22 protein-coding genes and 2 riboswitches are annotated in these 23,603 nt (G+C 41.5%); of the genes, 10 read left to right on the top strand and 12 right to left on the bottom strand.

All coding sequences use genetic code 11. From position 1 onward, the window contains the following. The first annotated feature begins 154 nt into the window (after positions 1-154). The gene (locus ACIQZD_RS10240) at positions 155-352 is read left to right on the top strand and encodes a cold-shock protein (RefSeq protein WP_028393295.1); all 198 of its coding nucleotides are present in this window, start codon (positions 155-157) and stop codon (positions 350-352) included. On the opposite strand, the gene ACIQZD_RS10235 is transcribed toward ACIQZD_RS10240, so the two are convergent. The 4 genes from ACIQZD_RS10235 to ACIQZD_RS10220 all read right to left on the bottom strand — a co-directional run bounded on the left by ACIQZD_RS10235 (position 336) and on the right by ACIQZD_RS10220 (position 4,484). Beyond that, positions 336-596 carry a hypothetical protein gene (locus ACIQZD_RS10235; RefSeq protein WP_402901493.1) on the bottom strand — a complete coding sequence of 87 codons (261 nt, stop codon included), beginning with the start codon at positions 594-596 and terminating at the stop codon, positions 336-338. The two genes, ACIQZD_RS10240 and ACIQZD_RS10235, sit on opposite strands and share 17 nt — an antisense overlap. 83 nt (positions 597-679) lie before the next feature. After that, positions 680-1,117 carry a flavodoxin domain-containing protein gene (locus ACIQZD_RS10230; protein WP_402901490.1) on the bottom strand — a complete coding sequence of 146 codons (438 nt, stop codon included), beginning with the start codon at positions 1,115-1,117 and terminating at the stop codon, positions 680-682. Continuing rightward, positions 1,089-2,141: a ribonucleotide-diphosphate reductase subunit beta gene (locus tag ACIQZD_RS10225; protein WP_402901485.1), complete on the bottom strand. Its 1,053-nt coding sequence runs from the start codon at positions 2,139-2,141 to the stop codon at positions 1,089-1,091. The genes ACIQZD_RS10230 and ACIQZD_RS10225 overlap by 29 nt, the downstream gene beginning before the upstream one ends. Before the next feature lie 45 nt (positions 2,142-2,186). Then, positions 2,187-4,484 carry a ribonucleoside-diphosphate reductase subunit alpha gene (locus tag ACIQZD_RS10220; RefSeq protein WP_402901483.1) on the bottom strand — a complete coding sequence of 766 codons (2,298 nt, stop codon included), beginning with the start codon at positions 4,482-4,484 and terminating at the stop codon, positions 2,187-2,189. 139 nt (positions 4,485-4,623) lie between these two features. Next, positions 4,624-4,804, bottom strand: a riboswitch (cobalamin riboswitch). 293 nt (positions 4,805-5,097) lie between these two features. Here ACIQZD_RS10220 and ACIQZD_RS10215 point away from each other — a divergent pair. After that, positions 5,098-6,027: a manganese-dependent inorganic pyrophosphatase gene (locus tag ACIQZD_RS10215; protein ID WP_214743462.1), complete on the top strand. Its 930-nt coding sequence runs from the start codon at positions 5,098-5,100 to the stop codon at positions 6,025-6,027. A 104-nt stretch (positions 6,028-6,131) separates the two neighbouring features. Here ACIQZD_RS10215 and ACIQZD_RS10210 read toward each other — a convergent pair whose 3' ends face one another. The 3 genes from ACIQZD_RS10210 to ACIQZD_RS10200 all read right to left on the bottom strand — a co-directional run bounded on the left by ACIQZD_RS10210 (position 6,132) and on the right by ACIQZD_RS10200 (position 10,563). Then, positions 6,132-6,272 (bottom strand): hypothetical protein, encoded by a 141-nt coding sequence (locus ACIQZD_RS10210; protein WP_402901479.1) that lies wholly within the window; start codon positions 6,270-6,272, stop codon positions 6,132-6,134. Positions 6,273-6,357: 85 nt separating this feature from the next. Beyond that, entirely contained in the window at positions 6,358-7,815 is a 1,458-nt protein-coding gene (locus ACIQZD_RS10205; RefSeq protein WP_402901476.1) for a SulP family inorganic anion transporter, read from the bottom strand. 1,156 nt (positions 7,816-8,971) lie between these two features. Then, a riboswitch (cyclic di-GMP riboswitch) is annotated at positions 8,972-9,061 on the bottom strand. A gap of 290 nt (positions 9,062-9,351) precedes the next feature. Then, positions 9,352-10,563, bottom strand: a complete 1,212-nt coding sequence (locus ACIQZD_RS10200) for an MFS transporter (RefSeq protein WP_402901473.1) — start codon at positions 10,561-10,563, stop codon at positions 9,352-9,354. A gap of 199 nt (positions 10,564-10,762) precedes the next feature. On the opposite strand from ACIQZD_RS10200, the gene ACIQZD_RS10195 reads away from it, so the two are divergent. Beyond that, positions 10,763-12,070 carry a CitMHS family transporter gene (locus ACIQZD_RS10195; RefSeq protein WP_402901470.1) on the top strand — a complete coding sequence of 436 codons (1,308 nt, stop codon included), beginning with the start codon at positions 10,763-10,765 and terminating at the stop codon, positions 12,068-12,070. Between the two features lie 169 nt (positions 12,071-12,239). Further along, complete coding sequence (locus tag ACIQZD_RS10190; protein ID WP_137019408.1) at positions 12,240-12,872, top strand: superoxide dismutase family protein; 633 nt, start codon at positions 12,240-12,242, stop codon at positions 12,870-12,872. Positions 12,873-13,172: 300 nt separating this feature from the next. Here the strand turns inward: ACIQZD_RS10190 and trhO are convergent, their stop codons facing one another. Next, positions 13,173-14,138 (bottom strand): oxygen-dependent tRNA uridine(34) hydroxylase TrhO, encoded by a 966-nt coding sequence (gene trhO / locus ACIQZD_RS10185; RefSeq protein ID WP_402901467.1) that lies wholly within the window; start codon positions 14,136-14,138, stop codon positions 13,173-13,175. A gap of 143 nt (positions 14,139-14,281) precedes the next feature. Between trhO and ACIQZD_RS10180 the strand changes: the two genes are divergently transcribed. The 3 genes from ACIQZD_RS10180 (at position 14,282) to ACIQZD_RS10170 (ending at position 15,987) form a co-directional block, all read left to right on the top strand. After that, positions 14,282-15,295, top strand: a complete 1,014-nt coding sequence (locus tag ACIQZD_RS10180) for a nitronate monooxygenase (protein ID WP_402902073.1) — start codon at positions 14,282-14,284, stop codon at positions 15,293-15,295. Between the two features lie 17 nt (positions 15,296-15,312). Beyond that, the gene (locus tag ACIQZD_RS10175; protein ID WP_402902070.1) at positions 15,313-15,768 is read left to right on the top strand and encodes a GNAT family N-acetyltransferase; all 456 of its coding nucleotides are present in this window, start codon (positions 15,313-15,315) and stop codon (positions 15,766-15,768) included. 75 nt (positions 15,769-15,843) lie between these two features. Next, positions 15,844-15,987, top strand: a complete 144-nt coding sequence (locus tag ACIQZD_RS10170; RefSeq protein ID WP_161922753.1) for a hypothetical protein — start codon at positions 15,844-15,846, stop codon at positions 15,985-15,987. A 46-nt stretch (positions 15,988-16,033) separates the two neighbouring features. Here ACIQZD_RS10170 and ACIQZD_RS10165 read toward each other — a convergent pair whose 3' ends face one another. Then, positions 16,034-16,612, bottom strand: coding sequence for a GNAT family N-acetyltransferase (locus tag ACIQZD_RS10165; protein ID WP_402901462.1), 579 nt, complete (start codon positions 16,610-16,612; stop codon positions 16,034-16,036). A 103-nt stretch (positions 16,613-16,715) separates the two neighbouring features. Here ACIQZD_RS10165 and pdxR point away from each other — a divergent pair, with 103 nt between their 5' ends. After that, positions 16,716-18,107, top strand: coding sequence for a MocR-like pyridoxine biosynthesis transcription factor PdxR (gene pdxR, locus ACIQZD_RS10160; protein WP_402901459.1), 1,392 nt, complete (start codon positions 16,716-16,718; stop codon positions 18,105-18,107). A gap of 60 nt (positions 18,108-18,167) precedes the next feature. Here pdxR and ACIQZD_RS10155 read toward each other — a convergent pair whose 3' ends face one another. Together ACIQZD_RS10155 and ACIQZD_RS10150 are read right to left on the bottom strand one after the other, a co-directional pair. Next, a complete protein-coding gene (locus ACIQZD_RS10155) occupies positions 18,168-18,587 on the bottom strand; it encodes a MarR family winged helix-turn-helix transcriptional regulator (RefSeq protein WP_034314851.1) in 420 nt (139 codons plus the stop codon). Between the two features lie 696 nt (positions 18,588-19,283). After that, a complete protein-coding gene (locus ACIQZD_RS10150; RefSeq protein WP_352922219.1) occupies positions 19,284-19,487 on the bottom strand; it encodes a hypothetical protein in 204 nt (67 codons plus the stop codon). A gap of 128 nt (positions 19,488-19,615) precedes the next feature. On the opposite strand from ACIQZD_RS10150, the gene ytvI reads away from it, so the two are divergent. Continuing rightward, positions 19,616-20,659 carry a sporulation integral membrane protein YtvI gene (ytvI, locus tag ACIQZD_RS10145; RefSeq protein WP_402901454.1) on the top strand — a complete coding sequence of 348 codons (1,044 nt, stop codon included), beginning with the start codon at positions 19,616-19,618 and terminating at the stop codon, positions 20,657-20,659. Positions 20,660-21,004: 345 nt separating this feature from the next. Here the strand turns inward: ytvI and ACIQZD_RS10140 are convergent, their stop codons facing one another. Next, positions 21,005-22,357 carry a hemolysin family protein gene (locus ACIQZD_RS10140; protein ID WP_402901451.1) on the bottom strand — a complete coding sequence of 451 codons (1,353 nt, stop codon included), beginning with the start codon at positions 22,355-22,357 and terminating at the stop codon, positions 21,005-21,007. A 616-nt stretch (positions 22,358-22,973) separates the two neighbouring features. On the opposite strand from ACIQZD_RS10140, the gene ACIQZD_RS10135 reads away from it, so the two are divergent. Beyond that, positions 22,974-23,546 (top strand): YitT family protein, encoded by a 573-nt coding sequence (locus ACIQZD_RS10135; RefSeq protein WP_402901448.1) that lies wholly within the window; start codon positions 22,974-22,976, stop codon positions 23,544-23,546. Positions 23,547-23,603: the final 57 nt, after the last annotated feature.

The raw sequence follows: 23,603 nt of genomic DNA, 5'->3' as shown, positions 1-23,603 counted from the left end.
TTTTTTTAGGATTTCCCATGATATAATATGAGTAATTATTTTTGTTCGGAAAAGTTTGATAGAAGGATTTACTGTAATAGGATTCCTCTTGAAACATTATCCAGAACCAAAAATAGTAATAAAATGGATTTTTCCAAACACAGGAGGAACTATCATGGTACAAGGTAAAGTAAAATGGTTTAACGCAGAAAAAGGTTTCGGTTTCATCGAAGTTGAAGGCCAAGACGATGTATTCGTACATTTCTCAGCTATCCAAGGAGAAGGCTTCAAAACGCTTGAAGAAGGCCAAGAAGTTTCTTTCGAAATCGAGCAAGGCGCTCGTGGACCACAAGCAGCTAACGTTCAAAAATAATTGAACGCATATAAAAAAAAGACTCCGATTTTGGAGTCTTTTTATTTTTCTTTTTTTTGGCGATTTCCTTTAATGCTTTGTCCAATTTTTCTTCGATCCGTTTAGAACGATTAAAATGCCCTGACAGGAAAAACACGATAATATAATGAATACGACAAGCACTAGCATAAAAAGGATAGGCAGGAACTGGGTTACATTTCCGGTCATTGCATATTATCTCCCTTTTTATTCCATTATACTTCATGCTTACCGCTGCTATGATAGAGGGAGCCAAGTTTTTTAAAAAACTCTGAAAGGTGATATGCGTACATGCATATCACCTTTCAGTCAGTTCTGGAATCGCGAGGCGAACTTTTGAAGTCTGGGCAAGTCTGATTCTTGATACATCTGTTCTATCTTCAATGTCACCAATAACTGGCTCTTGGCAAATAACATGTCCCGGAAATGATCGACCGCCCCGCAAAAATGATTATAGTTGGTTTCACCAGTGCCGAAGACTCCCGTTTTCAGATGAGCAATAGGCAACTGTTCCAGATCTTTATAAAGGGCTGCTGATTTAGCGGGAAGCTCCCCATTGCCCCATGTATAGGTGCCGACGATCAATGCATCGTAATCCGGCAATGTACGTAAATCGAATTCATTCATTCGATATAGGAAAGCTTCAGGTAAAAGGGAAGCGAGGGCTTCAGCAAGCGCTTTTGTATTGCCGCCGGCAGAATGATAGACAATGGCAACTTTATAGCTCATCGAACCCATTGCTGGCATTTACTTGACTGTATGTCCTTGACTTCTGTTCGAAGAAATCGGTTTTGGTAAGTCCGATGGATTCATCATCGAACGTTTTGATCCATGGCATCGGGTTCTCGCCATATTCTTTATACAAATTTTCAAGGCCTAGCATACGTAACCGTTTGTTGGCGATATATTCGATGTACTCATTGAATTCTTCCAAATCAAGATCGGCTTTGGTTTGGATATCTTCGAGCATATATTCAGACCATTCCTTTTCGAGTTCGACTGCTTTTTCAATCGTTGTATAGATGAACTTCGTGTTTTCTTTATTATTTAACTCAGGATATTCATACATCAGTATTTGAATGAGCATTCCAATGAAATCGAAATGGACCATTTCATCGCGATGAATATAGGATATCATCGTAGCGGAACCGGTCATTAGATTTTGGCGTCCTAAATTATAATAAAAGGCGAAAGCCAGATAGAAGTAAATCCCTTCAAGGTTTGTTGAATGGATCAGTGCCTCAAATAAATGCTGTGGGCTGGGATCGTCCACGAACGTTTGATAAGCATCAACGATCGGTTGGTTACGCTTAATCACTTCAGGATGTTCTTTGATGCGGTCGAAAAGCTGTTTTTGCTTGCCTACCGGAATCAACGAAGCAAGGATATAGGAATAAGATTCATTATGGATCGATTCCTGCTGGGCCATGTTGGCCAGGATAGCTTTTGCCGCCGGATCTTTGATGTACCGAAGGATTTCTACTAAAGTGGGCGTTTGGAGACTGTCCATTCCAGCAATCATCGTAAGGATATCGAGAAAAGCGTCCTGGATATCTTCATCCAATTCGCCCCACTGCTTTTTATCCTGAATCATGTTCACGCTCGAAGGCTTCCAAAAGTTATTGATGAGCTGTGTATAGGTATCATAGAATTTTTCATACTGAATATCGTTCCAAAGGAGGAAGCCTGAAGCTTCTCCTTTGAAAACACCGGTTGCCTTGGTTGGATGCGTCGGTTCGAGCATCCGAATTTTTTTGATATGATTGGTCATTCGTTAAAACTCCTTTAAGAATAGATTACTGGGTCAAGATTGTCGTTAACTTGAACAGCTTTCGCAGGCATTGTCATATTCGGAAGAAGTCGAACGAACATAATACGTTGATTTCAATCCGCTTTCCCATGCCGTTAAATGGATATCCAACAGGACCTTCGCTTTGATTGTATTGTGTACATACAGATTAAAGCTGATTGCTTGGTCAATATGGCGTTGTCGGGCTGCATTTTGCCTGATGCTTTCCAGTTGGTCCAAATTGAATCGCGTCTTTTTATAATATTCATACGTATTTGGCGTCAAGCCTGGTGCGGTCACCTTGAATTTGAAGTTTTTCTTTTCTTCGTAAAATTCAATTTCATATAATGGGTCGATTCCATCCGTGGAATTACCGATCTTGGCTGTCGATGAATTGGGGGCAATCGCCATTAAATATCCATTACGGGTCCCATGCTCCTGCACGTCTGTTTTTAAATCCATCCACTTTTGATCTGTATAGTCACGCAGTTCGAAATAGTCCCCTGTATGCCAATCAGATCCTTCAAAATATGGGTATGATCCTTTTTCCTTGGCCAATTCGTTGGATGCCTTGATTGTTAAGTAAGCGATCTTTTCGTATAAAGCATCGGCATATTGAACAGCCTCATCGGATTCCCAATAAATATTCTGTGTGGCAAGTAAATGATGCCATCCAAACGTTCCTAAACCAATTGCCCGGTAACGTTTGTTCGAGATGGATGCTTGTTTGACAGGAAGATTATTCACATCAATGACATTGTCCAGCATACGGATCTGAATGGGAATCAATCTTTCCAAAACATCGCTGCCCACCGCTCGTGGCAAGTTAATGGATGAAAGGTTGCAGACAACGAAATCGCCGCTTTTACGAACCACAACAACATCTCCATCTTCTGTTTCATATTCATCCGTGATCGTCGAAGGGCTTAGGTTTTGGGCAATCTCCGTGCAAAGGTTAGAACAATAGATCATACCTTTATGTTTATTGGGATTCTTCCGATTCACTTCATCGCGGTAGAACATATACGGTACGCCTTCTTCTAATTGAGAAATCATGATGCTTTTCATGATGTCCATCGCATTGATTTTTTCAAAGCTATAGTTTGGAAGCGTGCCATTTTCTGCGGCCTCGACAGCAAGTGCATAATGATTCCTGAAGCTTCCTTCGCCTTTCTTCTCGTCATAAAGATCTTCAAGTGAAAATCCAAGGGTTTGCTTAACGGTATGCGGATCGAAAAGATACCATTCTTTTCTGTCGCGTACAGCTTCCATGAATAAATCCGGTATGCATACGCCTGTAAAAATATCATGGGCTTTTAATCTGTCATCCCCGTTTTGTGTCTTCAAATCAAGGAAGCTCATGATATCTTTATGCCAGGCATCCAAGTAAATCGCTATGGCACCTTTACGTTGCCCCAATTGATCGACACTTACAGCTGTCTGGTTGAATAGTCGAATCCAGGGCGTTGTGCCGGAACTGTTTCCAGAGAAACCCCGGATATCAGAACCAAGCGAGCGAACCTTACCAACGTAAAGGCCGACACCGCCGCCGAATTTAGATACTTTTGCTGCATCGTAGTTTGATAGATAGATGCCATCAATGGAATCTTCAATTGCGTCGATAAAGCAAGAGCTTAACTGTCCATGTGTTTTACCTGCATTGGAGAGTGTAGGAGTCGCAACGGTCATATAAAGGTTGGACATGGCCCAGTATGCTTCTTTTATAAGTTGCAGGCGGTGCTCCGTTTTTTCCATTCGCATGATTTCCATCGCGATGATCATGAAACGTTCTTGCGGCAGTTCGTAGACCTTGTCCTTTTTTGGGCGGGCCAGATAGCGGTCGTTCAATAAGTAGATGCCTATGTAAGAGAATAATTTATCTTTTTCCGGGTCGATCACCGAACCCAATTCCTCAATTTCCGCTTTTGTATATGAAGATAGCAGTTCTGGTTTATAAATTGGATAACGCTGACCTTCCGAAAGCTGGGAGAGTTCTGTGATCAGCTCATAGAATGGGCCATAACTCTTGCCTGCATAACCTCGATTGGCTTGTGCATCCCTATACATTGTATTCAACAGTTCTGCTGCAGCAACGAATGTCCAATCCGGAGCATCGATATCCACACCTTCAAGAGCGAGCTGAATCAGTTTTTTTGATGCCTGTTCTTCGGTTGAGTCACTTTTGCGATCAAGCCATTTTGTAAAACGCTTTTTGAACTTTTCCATATCGAGACGGCCTTCGAATTCCTTCGATAACATCTCAAGCTGGATGGATTTCGTTTCTGTGTCATTTTCACTTATGGTAGAGTTATATGTTTGAGTCATTAATAATCCTCCTTGTTAACTTCCGCTAAAATAAAAAAAACCGCCCAAAGAATTGAGCGGATCAAACGATAGAATAAAAGAGCCATGAAAAAATAGCCGTTATACTATCGTTTCATCATCTCAATCCCCGAAGAATAAGAAACGTGAAAAATTCAAGGCAGGTCTCCTGACTCATGATCATCCTACTTTGAGTCCTTCCCGTATAGAGAGCTATACAGTGGGTTTCTCATTTCGTCACATTTACAGTTGCGGGGACAGTTCCGGGTTTACACCGGATTCCCTTTTCAGCCATCACTGGCACCTTGGATTATAAAAAATTCTATATATAGTTATTGGTATTGTTTGTGTAATCAATATCTAGTATTTCTGCTTATATTATCGTAAGCCATATACGATGATAATTCAACTAATATATTTGAAAAAAACCAACCCTTATCTATTGACAAAGTGATGGCAGAGGGTGAAGGAATGAAAGATTTTATTGAGGAATGGATAATTCAAGCGCTGATTTTACGGGATTTTGTGTTAAAATAAAGTGTCTAGTAAAGGTGGCTCTCCCTTATTGCGGTGAGGGGATTCGCGGAAAAATATTTATGAAAAAGGGGATAAAATCTTGGAAAAAGTATTAGTTTTTGGACATAAAAACCCGGATACAGACACAATCTGTTCAGCAATCGCTTATGCAGATCTGAAAAAGCAGTTAGGTATCAACGCTGAACCAGTTCGTCTGGGTGAAGTGAATGGTGAAACTCAATATGCATTGGACCAATTCAAATTCGAAGCTCCCCGTCTTGTGGAAAAAGTTGCAGGGGAAGCTGATGGAGTAATCCTGGTCGATCATAACGAACGCCAGCAAAGTGCTGAAGATATTGACCAAGTCCGTGTGTTGGAAGTTATCGACCATCACCGTATCGCTAACTTCGAAACGAGCGATCCTTTATATTACCGTGCGGAACCAGTTGGCTGTACGGCAACCATTTTAAATAAAATTTATAAAGAAAACGGCATTGAAGTTCCTAAAGCAATCGCAGGTCTTATGCTGTCTGCCATCATTTCCGATTCTTTATTGTTCAAATCACCTACATGCACGGAGCAAGACGTTGCAGCAGCTATGGAATTGGCTGCCATTGCGGGAGTCGACGCTGAAACATATGGTTTGGAAATGTTGAAGGCGGGAGCTGACTTGAGCGACAAAACGATTGCCCAGCTTATCACTCTTGATGCAAAGGAATTCTCCATGGGAATGGCTAAAGTGGAGATAGCACAGGTCAATGCTGTTGATCCGAACGAAGTCCTTGCAAAGCAAGCTGAATTGGAAGCGGCGATTGAAGCGGTAATCGCTGTGAAGGAATTGGACTTATTCCTATTCGTCGTAACGGATATCTTGACTAATGATTCTGTTGCCTTGGCTCTTGGTAAAGCAGCTTATGCAGTGGAAAAAGCATACGACGTGTCATTAAACAACAACATCGCCGTCTTAGAAGGCGTTGTATCGCGTAAAAAACAAATCGTGCCGGTCTTAACGGACGTATTCAGCAAGTAATAAATGAAAAGGGATGCTCATTAAAAATTTGGGCATCCTTTTTCTTTACATGCAAAAAAAAGACTCAACCATCCATTAAGGGTGTTTGAGTCTTTTTTCTTAATTCAGGCTTCCTTTTCTTTTTCATAGGCGATGACAATCAATTCTTTATTGGCTTCCTCGCCTAGTTTGCTTTCAAAGCTTTTCAGTTCATTCAATAAATCCGGTGACAGATTTGCTGCTGTATAATCCTGCTCGGGTGTCATGCTTTTCGCTCCTTTCAAAAGGAAATGATTCATGTTATCTATTTTGTCGGTTTGAAAAGTTTCTATTCAGCAGAATGTTACTTCTTCAAGATATTTTACTTTCTGAGGTGGCGAGTTTTTCAAGCAATGAAGAACTTTCTTCATCGAGTCCTTGCACTTGGACAGGTATTCCCAGAAGCTGATATTTAAGGATAACCGTATCAACAGCACCGACTGCTGAATCATCCCAAATTTTGGAATGGGTGAAGTCGATGACGATTGCATCGGCTTTTTCCATGAAGTCGAACTTCGAAACAAAGTCCTGGACAGAAGCAAAAAATATTTGTCCGCTGATACGATAAGTGATTTTCTTAGCCTGGATGTCTCCCGTTTTCTCTACTGCCACTTTAGAAATTTTAGCCGAGAAGAAAATCATGCTCAAAAGCACTCCGGCAAATACCCCTTTTGATAAGTCATGTGTATAAAGAACAATGAGGACCGTTACGATCATCACGGCTGCATCCGACTTAGGAGCTTTAGTGAGCCTCTTTAGGGAAGACCAGTCAAAGGTCCCGATTGAAACCATGATCATGACTGCGACAAGTGCAGCCATCGGTATTTTAATTAGGACATCATTCAATACCACGATTAATACCATAAGGAATGCGCCCGCTACAAATGTCGAGAGCCGGCCCCTTCCACCTGATTTAATGTTGATACCGGATTGGCCGATCATCGCACATCCTGCCATGCCTCCAAAACATCCGGCGATGATATTCGAAATCCCCTGGCCTTTGGCTTCCTTATTTTTATTACTGTCCGTGTCAGTCATCTCATCGACAATTTGAGCTGTCAATAACGATTCAAGCAGCCCAACAAACGCAAGGGCAATGGAATAAGGGAAAATGATCGCCAAAGTTTCGAAGGTCAAAGGGATGTCTGGAAGCATGAACATCGGAAGAGCTTCGGTCAATTGCCCCATATCCCCAACCGTCCGCACCGTAGCCCCCGTGGTAACTGCAACGATCGTCATGAATATGATGGCGACAAGTGGTGAAGGTATGACTTTCGTGATCAGCGGAAAAAGATAAATGATAGCTAATGAAACGGCTGTCATGACATACATGATCCATGTTTCGCCCACGAAATGGGTGAGCTGTGCCGTGAAAATCAAGATGGCTAAAGAATTCACAAAGCCAGTCATGACCGGCTTCGGGATGAACTTCATTAATTTCCCGATTTTTAAGACCCCTAGTAAAATTTGCAGCAAACCAGTCAATATTGTTGCAGCAAGTAAATAGTTCAAGCCATGATCTTTAACAAGGTCGACCATGACGAGTGCCATTGCGCCAGTGGCAGCCGATATCATTCCCGGCCTCCCGCCGAGGAAAGAGATGACAATGGCAATGCAGAATGAGGCATATAGACCAACCATTGGGTCAACGCCAGCAATGATCGAAAAGGCAATCGCCTCCGGAATCAATGCCAAGGCAACGACAATTCCCGATAGAACATCACCTCTAACGTTGCCGAACCATTCCTTTTTGTATGCAGATGTATTCAAAGAAACACTCCTTCTTCCTTATATATATGTGTGTTAATTTCCTTTTTAGCGCACTAAATTATAGCATGAGTCCTTCTTTCTATCTATATGGATAATTTAAACGACAAATCGAGGGCTATTCATTTCTTATCGAATGAAGGTAAAATGCCTAAAGAGGGAAGAACTGATACAAAAGGTGCTTGAGCCATCATGGGAGGGAACCAAGGCTGAAGAAGCCTCGATTCATCTATACGATGAATCGGAAAACTGTTTATTGACCTTCGGTAGGGTCTCCAAACTGAAAAAAATCAATGACTAAAAGGAATGATATGAAGATTACCGGTTGAAAGGGAAAATAAACTCGTACCTTCGTATTGCGAGGAGAGATATCATAATCTTAGTAAACAGCCGATTATCATATGGAGGTAGGCGGTACCACTAGTAAGCTGATCATTTATTATGTCTGTATACAGGCCATGCATATAATAATGTCAGTCGAAATGGATTGCCGAAAAAGCTTTTGTAAAATTCACGCTAAAGTAGTGGAGTAAAACGGTAGGGATCTATTTCATAACTACTCGCTTTGAGCCACCGATTGGAACCGATTCATGACATTCCAGACATGGGTTTTAGAAGGTAGTGAACGCGATAGAATCTAATGATTACTTATAAACCACATGATGATTTATATCAATCGCGAAAATTTTAGGGCCGACCGTACATTTACTATTCATATAATTAAAAAAGATAGTGCTTTAACTGTGTCAGTATAAGTGGCCATGAGGTAAGAGAGTCTTTTACCAAAACTATATTTTCCTTTTTTCCATTCAAGGAAGTGGTGAGGGTGAAAAGGCCAGCTCTTTCAAAGTTTTGGGAGTAGGAACCCTCCGGAGTTAAGAGGCTATTCCTGATCAATGATACTGGATTTACATTTAGGACATGTCACTTCTTTATAATGCTTGAACCTGATCTTTCGAAGGTCGCTTCTGGACAACATTGCGAATACATTATATCTTGTGCCGCATGCACAAGTATTTTTATCTTTAACTATGTGTCTCTCATCCGTAGTAGCTGAATAAATGGTTGGAAAGAACATATATAACCCTCCTTGTTTTAATTTTAGGCAAATTAAAAAGGGGCAATAAATTGATAATAAAGTGATCCATTCAAGAAAAATCTTGGCAGCCCGGCTGCCATGACAACTAGTTGTTGGTTTAGGCCCGTGGCTTTGCGTCTTTTACTTTCATAAAATTTGCCTAAAATAATCTTAACATAAAATCTAATGTGTGATGAAGTGTAGAAAAAATACTTATCAGTTTATGGGTGGGACCTAAGTGTTGATGGGAATTTACGGATATGCATGAACGTGACCGTTTCAAATCTTTTTCTCGATTTCCCTTCAATAATCCCCCATTTACAATAACCCTGATTCTTGATTTAAATGTATAGGTAGACTATAAGCTTTCAATCCTGTATCGGAATACGACCGAAACGATGAGCATTAAACATGAGAAAGCCTGCTTCCAGATGGAAGCAGGCTTTCTTGCCAAAGTGTGTTTAATGTGATCTGGCCAACTCCGGATTGCGGTGCATCGCGAAATAGAGGACAAGGCCGGCAATGAGGAGTAACGTGCTGGTCGTTATGAAAACGGCGGAGAATCCGTAGAAACCAGCAACCATACCGCCCATTGCGGGTCCGATGATATTGCCTAAAAAGCGCAGGCTTGTATTGTACCCAAGAACTTCCCCCTGCATTGTGACGGGCGCTTCTTGGCGAATGTAGGCAATCCTTACAGGGATGATGCCGCCTATTGCCATGCCTAGTATGAAACGTACAAAAACAAGCTGCCAAAAATGATTGATGAAGGCACCGGGCAAGTAGACAAGAGCTGTCAGAAAAAGAAGCAGCACAAGAATCTTCACATGACCATGCCGATCACCTATCTTGCCCCAGTGACGCGCCATCAATAAATTCCCCAGGCCTGCTGCAGAAAAGGCGATTCCTGAATAAAATCCAAGATTGGAAGTTCCATGAAGCTCACCGACGTATAAAGAAAGGATGGGCTGGATGCTGAAGTGGGCAACTTGGACAAGTGTCGAAATGAGCATGACATTCACTAAGATGGGGTTCCTTAAGATATGTGAGAGAACCTCCCTGCTTGTATAGCTCGATTTCGTTCCCTTCTGCCGTTCCATTCGGTACTCCTTGGTTGCAAAAACAAGAAGTCCAGAGATGAAAATGGTGATGGAGGTGAATTTAAAGGCGGTTGAATAGCCGAGTGTGTCTGCAAGCACTCCGCCAAGCAATGGTCCGAAAAGGGAACCGGTTATATTTCCCGTTTGTAAGGTTCCGAGTACACGTCCGGCAATTTCTTTTGGTGTCTGCGTTGATATGAAGGCCTGTGACATGGAAATGAAGCCAGTGAATATTCCTGTGAACATCCTTAAGACGAATAGCTGCCAAACATTTTCGACGAATCCCATCAGGAAGATGGACAGACCCATCCCAAAGGCGCAGGCAATCAAGATTTTCTTTCTGCCATACCGGTCACCAATCCGTCCCCAAATGGGGGAAAATAAAAAGGCTGTCACGAAAGTGATTCCAAAAGTCCATCCGGACCAATGCTGGATATATTGAGTCGAATAATCTCCGAATGTACCAATGTATAAGGATATGAATGGAAGAACCATCGTCATGCTCCCGCCTATGAAGAAATTGGCGAACCACATGATGAAAAGATTCCGTTTAGCTATTTTATGAGCGTTCATTTTACATACAACACTTCTTTCCTTCGAAAAAAACTTCGGGTTCCTAAATAATAGTATACAGAATTTAACTAATTTATTAAACGAATTTGTTTTACTGGTTTTTTAATGAATGTGCAAATGGTATAATGTGAAAATATTGATTTTTCAGAAAATTAGAAATCGAAAGGTTTTCATTTTTTCAATTAAAGGAGTTTTTAACATGTTAACGATTTTAGGATTTTGCATGATTTTAACGTTTCTGGTCTTAGTCATCACAAAGCGCTTATCAGTGGTTGTCGCTTTTATCTTCACGGCGATTGCCTTTGGTCTGATTGGTGGGTTTGCTTCGGAAATGGGAGATATGATGGTTGCGGGTATTTTAAAAGTGACACCAACAGCAGTCATGATCGTTTTTGCTATTCTATACTTTGGTTTAATGATTGACGTTGGTTTATTCGAGCCCATGATCGCTAAAATACTGAGTTTTGTAAAAGGAGACCCGCTAAAGGTTGTCATGGCAACCGCCATAATAACCATTTTGGTAGGTTTGGACGGAGACGGATCTTCTACATTCATGATCACGGTTTCAGCCATGCTGCCGCTATATATCAAATTAGGGATGAACAGGCTTGTATTGGCCTGTGTCGTTGGTTTAGCCGCTGGCGTCATGAATATGATTCCTTGGGGAGGTCCTTTGGTCAGGGCGGCAGCGAGCCTTCAGGTTGAAGTATCGGAGTTATTCATTCCTCTTATTCCAGTCATGATCTGCGGTCTTTTATGGACGCTTTTTTCGGCATATGTACTTGGCAAAAAGGAAAGGGAGAGATTGGGAATCAGCTCCCAGGAGACGAACATGCAACCTGGTATGAGCGAACAGGCTGCAGCTGTTGAAACCGCAACTCAAGGAACAACCAAGCTTTTTTGGTTTAATTGGTTCTTGACGATTTTACTGATGGTTTTGCTGGTGATGGAAGTGCTGCCGATCCAAATCTTATTTGCTTCCGCTTTTGCGATTGCACTATTCGTTAACTTTCCGAACCCAAAAGAACAGCAGGAAAGGATTTTAAGTCATGCCAATAGTTTTGTGATGATCTGTACACTCATTTTCGCAGCAGGGATTTTTACGGGTGTATTCACAGAAACAAAGATGATGGACTCGATGGCTGCTTCAATCGTAACCGTCATCCCGGAGTGGCTCGGGGCACATTTGCCACTGGTGGTGGCGCTGACAAGCATTCCGATGGGGTTCATTTTTTCACCTGATGCCTATTACTTTGGCATTCTGCCAATAATAAGTGAAACGGCATCGAACTTCGGTATTGCTCCTGTAGAAATCGGAAGGGCGGCTTTATTAGGTCATTCGACCGCAGGGTTCCCCTTATCGCCATTGGTGCCTGCAACATTCATATTGATTGGCCTTGTAGGCGTGGATTTTGGGGATCATCAAAAATTCCTGTTTAAATGGGCGTTTGGGACAACCATCATCATGACGATTGCAGCCATTACTTTCGGGGTCATCACTTTGTAAAATGTGAGCCCATTAAGCTATATTGTAAAATCCTTGTCTGTGAATTTAGTAAGGTGTTCACTCTCACGGGTGTAATCTATTTTCCTATTTATCCCGCTTTCTGTTTATTCTTCCATAATAGTGGAAAGTAATAAGAGGAAATACATATAAGAGAGTGAGGGAATTTATCATGAACTATAAACAAAAACTTATACTGCCTATGTGTACTGCCTTTTTACTGTATGGATGTAATTCAGCGGATGATTCAAATCAGGCCGACAATAATGCAGAGGACATGACTACAGTGGGACAAGGAACAGATACAGAGGTTGATCCGCAGGTGAAAGCGGAAGTTAAAGATGTAGAAGGTAATACACTTGGGACGGTGAACTTTACCGCTGAAGAGAATTCTGTAGTGATCGAGACCGCTTTGGAAGGCCTTGAGCCAGGCTATCATGGATTCCATGTTCACGAAAACGCAGCATGTGAGGCGGATGCCAAGGATGGCCCTTTCACTACAGCGGGAGGACACTTCAATCCAACTGACGAAACGCATTCTAAGCACGCAGGTGATATGCCTCCTTTATATGTAAAAGAAGATGGGACAGCAAAATATACGGCAACATTGGATAACATGACAATAGACCAACTGAAGAAAGAAGAACTGGCTGTAATCGTTCATGCGAATCCAGACAACTTTGCCAATATTCCTGACCGCTATGAAGCCAATGGAGAAAAAGGACCGGATGCAGATACTTTGAAAACTGGTGATGCAGGCGATAGGCAAGCTTGCGGTATTGTTGTAAGTGCAGAGGCAAAATAACATTAATGAAGTAAGAGCGATTCCTCTAAAGAGGAATCGCTTTTTCATTGAAGGTAGGACTGCTGACAGCTAAAACCTTAAAGCTGAAACCATTCTTTTTACGATTTAAGAAGGTTTTTTCTATTGTGATATAGAAGTAAGAATGTAAGTAATATTGCAGTAGTATTAAAAAGATCATAATTAATTCTTGCAGTGGAATGAAGTCCAAGGCATAGGTTTAATATAGGAAAATAAGATTTGGTTTGAATCGATAAAAAAACCCGAATAGGGATCATGTCCGCTGATTCGGGTTTGCTAAAATCATTTTGCCGTAATGGAATCTTCGATTAGCTGTAATCTCTCAGCCACTTCTTCTTCAGAAAGGTTATGCTCGACTACATAGCGATTACGCGGATGCACCCGGCATTCATGAGTACAGCTGCGCATATGTTTGTGTTCGTTCTCTTCGCTGCAAAGGATTTTCTTGTTGCATTCAGGATTAGCGCAATTGACATAGCGTTCACAAGGTTCGCCGGAGTAAATATCGCGTCCGACAATGACATGTTCCTTTTGATTGATAGGTACGGCAATCCTTTCATCGAAAACATACATTTGGCCATCCCATAGCTCACCTTGGACTTCGGGATCCTTCCCGTATGTTGCGATGCCGCCATGCAGCTGGCTTACATCTTCAAAGCCTTCTTCGACAAGCCAGCCGGAGAATTTCTCACAGCGGATACCTCCGGTGCAATACGTTAGGATTTTTTTGCCTTCGAACATTTCTTTATTTTCCCGGACCCATTCGGGAAGTTCACGGAAATTCGTGATTTCTGGCTTGATTGCACCCCTGAAATGTCCTAAATCAAATTCATAGTCATTTCTGGCATCAAGGACGATGGTGTTTTCATCTTGCATTTGCTCGAAGAACTCCTTCGGGCTCAAGTATTTGCCTGTCGTCTGGTTCGGGTTGATGTCATCTTCCAAGCGAAGCGTTACAAGCTCATTGCGTGGGCGAACATGCATTTTTTTGAAAGCATGGCCTTCAGCTTCATCTATTTTAAACACGATATCGGCAAAGCGGGGATCGCTTTTCATCATGTCCATATATTTGCCGGTTTGTTCGATCGTACCTGAAACTGTTCCGTTGATACCTTCTGAAGCCACCAAGATACGGCCTTTCAATTCAAGGGCTTTACATGCAGCAAGATGCTCGGCTGCGAATTCTTCGTGATTCTCGATGGGTACATACAAATAATAAAGTAATACTCTATATGGTTTTGTTTCCATTTTTTATTTACCACCTATGTTTTATATTTGCAAGATATAAAGGGTGATCATTTAGACACTTTTCTCTTACAGATAATCATTATACCAAGAAAACGTAAAAATGATAAGGGCATGAAGAAAATCAAGAGGAGTTGTATGGAATGTTGAAAGAGTTATTGAGATATCCAATCATTCAGGCACCGATGGCAGGAGGAGCTTCCACTCCGAAGCTTGCGGCCTCAGTATCCAATGCAGGAGGATTAGGCTTTCTCGCAGCTGGCTATAAGACTGCGGAAGAGATGAAGGACGAGATAGAGCAGACCCGTCAGTTGACTGAGCACCCTTTTGGGGTGAATGTATTTGTGCCAGGCAACGAGGCGGTGGATGAAAATATATTATCTGGCTATCGTGAAAAGATCGAAAAAGAGGCCGAGAGCGTTGGGGCTGAGATTGGAAAAGCCGATAGTGATGACGATGATTGGGGAAATAAACTACTTGTATTGAAGGAGGCTGGGGTCGCTGCCATCAGTTTTACGTTTGGATGTCCCACGGAAGATGTAATAAGGGGGCTCCAAGATGTCGGTTCCCTTATAGCCGTGACAGTAACCAACCTTCAGGAAGCAAAAAAGGCGGCGGGAGCAGGCGCCGATGTTCTGTGTGTACAGGGGTTTGAAGCAGGGGGGCACCGGGCCAGCTTTGATAACCGCACAGAAGATGATTACGGTCTTTTAGTATTGATACGGATGATAAAAGATGAACTGGACTTACCGATCATTGCCGCGGGCGGACTGATGCATGGAAAGGATATCGCGGCCGTGCTCGAAGCGGGAGCAACAGCGGCGCAATTGGGAACCGCTTTCCTTCGCTGTCCCGAAAGCGGGGCAAGTCCGGTCCATAAGGCGGCGCTGGGAAATCCCCGATTTACCCAGACCTCTATTACCCGAGCCTTCAGCGGCCGGAGGGCACGTGGGTTGGTGAATCACTTTTTAACGGAATATGATAGCGTTGCACCAGTCGCCTATCCTTATGTCCATCACATGACAAAACAAATGCGAAAAGCGGCTGGACAAAAAAACAATCCTGAATTGATGGCTTTGTGGGCAGGACAGGGATATAAGTTGAGCAGGGAACTTCCTGCATCGGAATTGGTTGAACTTCTTGTAGAAGAATTAAACTGAGAAGGGTTTGGATGCTGATGGAGATAAGGGAATTATTCAAGGATGAGCCGCCCCCGATGCATTTATTGCTTTTGGCAGATCCTTCAAGGGAACTGGTCGAGGAATATTTGGGGAGCGGAACGTGCTTTGTTGCCGAGAGTGATAAGCGAATGATCGGTGTTTATGTTTTACTGCAAAAAGGCCCGGAACTGATAGAGATAATGAACATCGCAGTGGATGAACGGCACCATGGAAGGGGAATCGGCAGGCAATTGATTGAACACGCCAAAGGCCATGCAAGGGAACAGGGATATAAAATGATTGAAATCGGAACGGGGAATTCGGGGATAGGGCAGCTTGCCCTTTACCAAAAATGCGGTTTTAGAATAACTGGGGTCGATCGGGATTTTTTTAATAGAAACTATTCCGAGGCCATTTATGAAAATAGGATTCAGTGCCAGGATATGATTCGCTTGTCACAAAGCTTAGACTAAGCAATGATCATCCAAGTTTGACGGAAAAGCTATACAGACAAAAGTGCGCGTCGCATTGCTTAGGGGGTAATGAACTTGTTCTTTGGTGATATGATTTATCTTCTTTTTGCTTTACTAATGCCGTTTTTATTTGCGATTGGCGTTTTCATATTCATTCGATCAACGAAAAGGCAAAAGGATTCTTTATCGAAAATTCGTAAAGACTCACATGAAAAATAGCAGCAAGAGAAAAGAGTGCAAAACAACGGCACTCTTTTTCTCATTTTCACCTTTCCAAAAAGGCTTCCAAATTCCTTTTCACACTGGGCCATTCATGCTCGAGAATACTATAGACCACCGTGTTCCTGATCGTCCCATCTTGCAGTTTTTTCTCCATCCTCAAAATGCCTTCTTCAAGGGCGCCGAGCCTGGTTATTGCTGCACGCGATCTTTTGTTGCATTCGTCAGTCCTGAATTCAACCCGTTTCATTTGCCACTTTTCAAAAGCATGTTGCAATAGCAGGTACTTACATTCTGTGTTAATGGCTGTTCGCCATTTGTCGGGGTGATACCAAGTCGCGCCGATTTCCAGGGATTGATTATGAAATTGAATATTTCTTAAGCTCGTGCTGCCGACTATCGAATCATCAGTCCGATCGATAACGACAAATGGATGATGAAGTTCCTGTTCCCTTGCTCGAATGCCTTCCTTTACATAGGAAATCGCCTCTTCATATGACAAAATTTTTGTTGCACTCCATTCCCATATTTCAGATGGCAGGGAAGCGGCGTAAAGCGGTTCGATATGATGTTCCATCATCGGGGTGAGTATCACGTGTTTCCCGTATAATTCGATATGCTCCATAGTTTCCTCCTCTTGATTGATATCTTCATTATAAAAATATTCTGGTTCTGCAATAAGGACCAATGCTGATATAATTTATGGAACCAGTTTGAAGGAGGACCAAATGTTTGAAATCACTCTAACCTTAGATAAAACGAATAAAGAAGCTTTATATGTCCAATTGTATAAATACTTTATGAAGGAAATCCAGAATGGGCAAATAAAGTCCGGAATGAAACTGCCTTCTAAACGAAAACTGGCCTTGCATTTAGGGATAGGCCTGAATACAGTGGATACGGCTTATCAGCAGTTGATGGCAGAAGGATATGTGGAAAGTCAATTAAGGAAAGGTTATTACGTAGCCGATTTAGAACCGATCTCAGCTTTGAATGAGCCGTTGCCTGTAACAGAAGGGATGATGTGTCCTCCGAATGAAAGAAATGAGATAGATTACAATCATGGCCGTTTGGACGTGGATTCTTTCCCGCATGCCGTGTGGAAAAAATGCTTGAACAATACGTTGTATCTTCAGGAAAGGGAAATGTTCATGAGCGGTGATCCTCAAGGGGAATGGGGGCTCAGGGCTGAGATTTCATCCTATCTATTTCAATCGAGAGGAGTTCGCTGCGGGGCTGATCAAATCATCATTGGGGCAGGTACCCAGTATTTCATCCATCTGCTGCGGTTACTTCTTGGAAATGAACGGATATTCGGGTTGGAAGATCCTGGATTTCATCGGGTGAGGGAGGTACTGAGGCTGGAGGGAGCGGATATGGCATACATACCCTTGGATGAAAGTGGAATGAGTGTGGACTCCTTGAAAGAGAGTGCAGCGAATGTTGCCTATGTCACACCTTCCCATCAATTTCCTTCCGGTATGATCATGCCGATAACTAGACGGGTGGAATTGCTCAATTGGGCAATGGAAAAAAAGGGTTATATTATTGAAGATGATTATGACGGGGAATTCCGACATGCTGGTAAACCGATTCCGTCCTTGCAGGGGTTGGACACCAATGGAAGGGTCATCTACCTAGGCACGTTTTCAAAGTCGCTCATCCCATCAATCAGGGTGGGATTTATGGTGTTACCCATGGAGTTGGCTAGCCGCTATCAGCAGAAGTTAATAGGATACAAACAGACCGTTTCCAGACTGGTTCAGGAAACGCTCTGTCTTTTTATGAAAAATGGACATTGGGAACGCCATCTGAATAAAATGCGAACGATTTATCGTAAAAAGAATAAGGTGCTGCTGAATGCCATTGAAGAGAGCTTCCATGATCGTGTAGCCGTAATCGGTGAAAAGTCAGGCTTGCACGTTCTGTTAAAAGTAAAAAACGGCAGCAGTGAGGCAGAGCTCATCCAGAAGGCTGCCAGTGTGGGGGTTAAAGTCCACCCAACATCGGTTTATCATTCAAAGAATGTGAAAGATCCGACTATTTTGATTGGGTACGGTGGTTTAACCGAAAGGGAAATCGAAGCAGGAATCCGGCTTTTAAAAAAGGCATGGCTATAGCTTGGTGCGAAAGTAAGGAAAGGCCTTGCTTCCATTCAACAATGATATAAGATACCCATTTTAGTTTCTTATATTATTGAGGATTTTAAGGACCGTCTGGAAAAATACTTCCTGTTCTTCTTCAGTAATGCCTTCCAGGGCTTTCCCTTCGATTTTTTCGGCAATCTTAAGACATTTTGTATGTACCTCTTTGCCCCGGGGGGTCAGTTCGATTCGTTTTTCCTGTTCATCTTTTCCAGGAACTTGTTTAATCATATTATTCTGTTCCATACTGTTGACCGAACGTGTGATGATAACACTATCTACATCCAAGTAACTGCAAATATCGGGGATTGTGGAATAGCCACAGTTCTTTAAGTAATTCAGGATTGTCCATTGATTATGGTAAATTTCAAGTGCTGTAATTTGTTCATTCATTTTGCTTACTAATGATCTCGATACTTGTAAATATTGATGAAATAATTGAGTAGGGTTCGTCATATGATTCTCCTTTATAATGGTCGACCAGTCCATTATATTCTTTAATTCTTAAAAGTCTATTGTAAAGAATCATTTATTTCAGTCAATGTTTATTTTTGGAAGCAATGCGGGAAAGGGAAAAATACTGGCAATATGAATGAATTGATGGAAAGCTCAGTCTTCCCAAATCATCAAATAACAACGGGGAAGCATAAGCACAATCACAAGAAGAACCCTAATATATGATGGGAGATATTTCAGACTATAGAAAATTCGAGTTTGCCTACAGTTTTTTATGGGGTGTCCATTTGGGCGTTTATTTCCGCTCCAGGCACTCGCTTTCCGCGGGCGATCCGGGAGCCTCCTCGGCTTGCACCTGCGGGGTCTCCCTTGGACGCGCTTTTCCCGCAGGAGTCTCGTACACCCGCTCCAATCAACTTTGTTATAACATTTAGTTAGAAACCATACTTGAGGAGTTGAAGGTGTTGCTTTGGGGGCAGCTGGTGCCGGTACATCATTTAATGAAAAATACGTTTTCCGAACCCCTTTTGTCTACTAACTGTAATATTTGAAGGAAAAAAATATTTTTTTCCTTCAAATATTCTATTAGCAAGTACTAAAGTGCCGCAGAGAAAAATCAATACGACACCTCACCTTGAAACTGAATGCAGTCTATCCTGCAAACAAAAACCAGCCTTTAAAGTGGCTGGTTTTTGTTTAAAATTTCTCGCTGGTGGAGCGGTGCTTTGTTTCTTTTTTATTTCGTTCTTCTTGTTGTTCATATTTAATTTCATCAATTGGTAAATCATCAATGGGCATGACCACTTGATCACGTTCCAGCTGTTTTTCCTGATCTTTCTTGAAGGCCTTGGATTTATCATTACGCTCCTCAAGATACTTTTCTTTATCTTTATTATCCAATGTCAATCCCTCCATCTCTTTGTATCTCTTTTTCCCCTTATTGAGAAAATAAAACGTATAAGCGAAATATATGTAATCCCATTTCATAAATATAAGGAGAACAGGAAAGTGCAAGGAGGGTTTGTTCAGTGAATTTCGCCGTCTTTTTTCGCTGGTTTTGGAGGGGGATTCTCCTTTTAGTCATAGTAATCGTCATTCCCTATTCATGGGCTTTGATTTTAGCGTTGCTCACCGCCATTCTTTTGGATGGATTGGTCCGTATGATTGGTGAAACGGCAAAGCTGCATCGTTTTTGGGCAGTATTGATTTCATTTGTTTTATATGTAGGCGGGCTTATGAGCATCACTTATTTTTCCTTTTCGGTATTAATCAAGAAGGTCATTGTCTATTCGGAAGAATTTCCCGGTTTCATACGTGAAGTGTATTTGACGGCTATATTGCCAGTCATTAGGCAATGGGAAAGGTATTCCCAAACTTTACCGCCAAATCTCATTCAATCAATAGAACAAACGATGGAAAAGGGAGTCATGGCTCTGGAAGGGTTCACAGAGGGCTTTGTTCAGGATATGGTTCAATTCGTTACACTCATTCCGGGATTTTTCATTGACTTTTTAATTTACTTAATCGCTTTATTCTTATTTAGTCTTGAATTGCCAAAGTTAAGAAAAAAGGCAGTCCTTTATTTGAAGACATCCACCTATCAAAAGATTTCGCTAGTTTATCAAGATTTAAGTATGGCAGCCGTAGGCTTCATCAAGGCACAAATCACGTTGAGTTTAATAACGTTCATCATGGCATATGGAGGGCTATGGTTGTTAAAAGTGAAGTATACGATTCCATTGGCACTCTTAATAGTAGTTGTGGACATTCTTCCTATCTTGGGGACGGGATCTGTGCTGGTTCCTTGGGCAGTAATCGTTTGGGCTCAAGGAAACCATCATCTAGGTATTGGCCTCATCATCCTTTTCCTGGTCATTACCATCATAAGAAGGACAATCGAACCAAAAATCTATTCAGCAAATATGGGGTTGAGCCCATTGGCATCGTTGATCAGTCTTTACTTAGGGTTTAAGATGCTTGGCTTCATTGGGCTTTTCCTTGGACCTTCGATACTGATTGTTTATGATACGTTAAAGAGGGCAGGTGTCATCAAAACCAATTTCAAAATATGAAAGATTATTAGATGTTTTTTGCCTGATTTCTTAAATTTGACATATCTTTTACCGCTTTACCTTGACCGTTGCAATGATTGCAGTCCCGGGAAAAGAATTGCAGATAACGGGTTTTCCCTTTCCCTTTGCAGTGCTGGCAAATGGTTATGAGTTTCAAGATTCCTCACTCCTTCAAAAAGTATCGCTTTTTTAACAGTATGAAACAATTAAGGTAGAACTATACTTCATGTAATCATTCAATGTTAAAAGCAGCAGGTTTTATATAATATGTATTTCTTTTATTTCATGTACCAGTTGAAAAAAATAACCCCCGATCCTATTGTCTTTTAGGAACGGGGGTTATTATCATGAAACGATTTCGGTTTGTGATATGATCGGGAATTCTTTTACTTCACTTACGACTTTTACTTGTTTATATATTTCAATATAACGAATATGGTGATCTTCCATTTCCTTTATCCTAAAGTTATAAGGACCGTAAGTCAGGATATCACCTTGTTTGGCATCGTAATTCTCGGTAAGGATCCATCCGCCCATCGTATCAATATCTTCATCATTGATATCCAATCCAAGTAAGTCATTCACTTCACTGACTAATACCTTGGCATCGATGATGTAGTGATCTTCTTTTAATTTACGGACATCCGGCACTTCATCCAGGTCGAACTCATCGCGGATATCGCCAACGATTTCTTCAAGGATATCTTCAACGGTCACCAACCCTGACGTACCGCCGTATTCGTCCATGAGGATAGCCATGTGGATCCGTTCCTTTTGCATTTTTAAAAGTAAATCGTGAATGGGGATACTGTCAATGACACGGATGATCGGACGAACATATCGCTCGATCGTTGACGCTGCCTGATTGTTCTTGTCTATCATTTCAGTGAATAGCTCTTTGATATTGACCATTCCGATAACATGATCCTTATCACCGTCAATGACAGGATATCGTGTAAAGTTCTCTTCCGCCATAACGGTGAAAAACTGCTGGATCGTATCATCTTTGGATACCGTTGCAATTTCTGTACGTGGAACCATGATTTCTTTTGCGATCCGATCATCGAATTCAAAAATTTTATTCACATATTTAAACTCTGATTGGTTAATTTCGCCACTTTTGTAGCTTTCGGAAACAATGATACGCAGCTCTTCTTCTGTATGAGCCAGATCATGTTCGGAAACTGCTTTTAATCCTAGCATTCTTGTAAGCGATCTTGCAGAGCCATTCAGTACCCAAATGAAAGGATACATGACTTTGTTAAAGGCAATTAAAGGTTTCGAAACCAATAATGTTACTTGCTCCGCTTTTTGAATCGCCAATGTTTTCGGTGCCAATTCTCCAACAACGACATGTATGAACGTAATGAAAGAAAAGGCAATTGCAACTGAGAGTACATGTGAAGCTGACTCCGGAAGATTTAATTGATTTAAAAGTGGTCTCAAAATGTTTTCAACTGTCGGTTCTCCAAGGAATCCAAGCCCTAAAGCAGTAATGGTAATTCCTAGCTGACAAGTTGAGAGGTATTCATCCAGGTTGGAGATGACCTTCTTTGCTGAAATAGCATTCCTCGTTCCTTTTTCAATTAATTGATCGACCCTCGTGCTTCTCACTTTAACAATCGCAAACTCCGTAGCTACAAAAAATGCTGTTAAAGCAATTAAAATGGCAATAAGAACCAAGTTTATTATGTCCAAATAGTCTCCCTTAACTCGCCTTCGAGACGAATAAGGAGTACACCTCCTACATTTTTAAAATATACTAGTATATTTTTTTTGCCGTGCTGAATATTTTTGGGATTACTTCAAAATGGCTGTGGTAATAGATGTGCAGCCGCTTGAACTCCCATTTCTTTTAGTGATGAAGAGAATAATAGTATATGCCGATTAGCGATGCGTAGACGGGAAACAGAAGAATTTCTGTCTGAAGGAGTGCAGCCATTTTCCAAAAGGATGCACATATCCGTTACGCAAAGCAGCGTCCGTCCGTCAAAACGAACATTCTTTAATGCCCCATCAAATCACCTCAATCTAATTAATTTAAATACTTTCATTATAGAAAGAGTTAATCATTCAGTCAAACAGCTTACGGCACCTTAAATCCGGTAAATTGCTTGTAAAGGATCAGTTTGAGCTAATAATTAGCTGTTTTTGACTGTTTTCTCTACTTTATTGTAACATATTATAGAATATTCAGAAAACTAAGGACCGTTTCATAAAAAATTGATCAGTTTCATTATTTTTTGAATGGTCCAAACATATTCTATAGAAACCAAGACAAGTTTTAAATTGCAGATTAAAGGGGGTGGCAGCCATGAAAATCATGGAAAGGATGGCAGCGATCATTGCCGGCAGCATGCTAGTAGGTGTGGGAATCAATTTTTTTCTGATACCTTATCATTTATTGGATGGTGGCATGATAGGGATTGGGCTGATTTTTCATTACTATATAGGACTTCCGACTGGACTGGGTGTGATTTTGAGCAGCATTCCATTATATATATATGCTTGGCATTTTGAAAAAAAATTATTTCTGAACAGCTTGCATGGCTTGCTTTTTTCCTCTTTATGCATCGACATTTTTTCCGACGCTGTCACAGGATGGAATCTTCCCATTTATGTAAGTGCGATAATCGGGGGAGGGTTAATTGGGCTTGGAATCGGCTTGATGCTTCGGTATGGGACCTCTACAGGCGGAACGGATATGCTGGCACAGATCCTTTCCAGGAAAAGTGGACTCAATGTAGGTCTGTTGATTTTTTTCATTGATGGATGCGTATTGCTTTGCGGATTGAGCGTTGTGGGGACTTCAATCTTTTTATATTCATTTTTAACGATCATCGCGGTAGCCATGCTGACTTCAGTCACCGTGATGCGAACCATTTAGTGTTGAATTATGTATAAAAATCTGAAAAATGGAAAGGATGGGCAATATGAAAAGGAC

Origin of the sequence: Peribacillus sp. NPDC096447, assembly GCF_044762725.1 — a bacterium.
Lineage (GTDB): Bacteria > Bacillota > Bacilli > Bacillales > DSM-1321 > Peribacillus.
This window is presented reverse-complemented; position numbering and strand designations above follow the sequence as displayed.

Bases quoted from the DNA above. Each gene is read 5' to 3' on its own strand.
- ACIQZD_RS10230 (WP_402901490.1), bottom strand. From the start codon at position 1,117: ATGCCAGCAATGGGTTCGATGAGCTATAAAGTTGCCATTGTCTATCAT.
- trhO (WP_402901467.1), bottom strand. From the start codon at position 14,138: ATGGAAACAAAACCATATAGAGTATTACTTTATTATTTGTATGTACCC.
- ACIQZD_RS10235 (WP_402901493.1), bottom strand. From the start codon at position 596: ATGAAGTATAATGGAATAAAAAGGGAGATAATATGCAATGACCGGAAA.
- ACIQZD_RS10165 (WP_402901462.1), bottom strand. From the start codon at position 16,612: ATGGAGCATATCGAATTATACGGGAAACACGTGATACTCACCCCGATG.
- ACIQZD_RS10210 (WP_402901479.1), bottom strand. From the start codon at position 6,272: ATGACACCCGAGCAGGATTATACAGCAGCAAATCTGTCACCGGATTTA.
- ACIQZD_RS10135 (WP_402901448.1), top strand. From the start codon at position 22,974: ATGAAAATCATGGAAAGGATGGCAGCGATCATTGCCGGCAGCATGCTA.
- ACIQZD_RS10190 (WP_137019408.1), top strand. From the start codon at position 12,240: ATGAACTATAAACAAAAACTTATACTGCCTATGTGTACTGCCTTTTTA.
- ACIQZD_RS10240 (WP_028393295.1), top strand. From the start codon at position 155: ATGGTACAAGGTAAAGTAAAATGGTTTAACGCAGAAAAAGGTTTCGGT.
- ACIQZD_RS10200 (WP_402901473.1), bottom strand. From the start codon at position 10,563: ATGAACGCTCATAAAATAGCTAAACGGAATCTTTTCATCATGTGGTTC.
- ACIQZD_RS10195 (WP_402901470.1), top strand. From the start codon at position 10,763: ATGTTAACGATTTTAGGATTTTGCATGATTTTAACGTTTCTGGTCTTA.
- ACIQZD_RS10155 (WP_034314851.1), bottom strand. From the start codon at position 18,587: ATGACGAACCCTACTCAATTATTTCATCAATATTTACAAGTATCGAGA.
- ACIQZD_RS10175 (WP_402902070.1), top strand. From the start codon at position 15,313: ATGGAGATAAGGGAATTATTCAAGGATGAGCCGCCCCCGATGCATTTA.
- pdxR (WP_402901459.1), top strand. From the start codon at position 16,716: ATGTTTGAAATCACTCTAACCTTAGATAAAACGAATAAAGAAGCTTTA.
- ACIQZD_RS10220 (WP_402901483.1), bottom strand. From the start codon at position 4,484: ATGACTCAAACATATAACTCTACCATAAGTGAAAATGACACAGAAACG.
- ACIQZD_RS10225 (WP_402901485.1), bottom strand. From the start codon at position 2,141: ATGACCAATCATATCAAAAAAATTCGGATGCTCGAACCGACGCATCCA.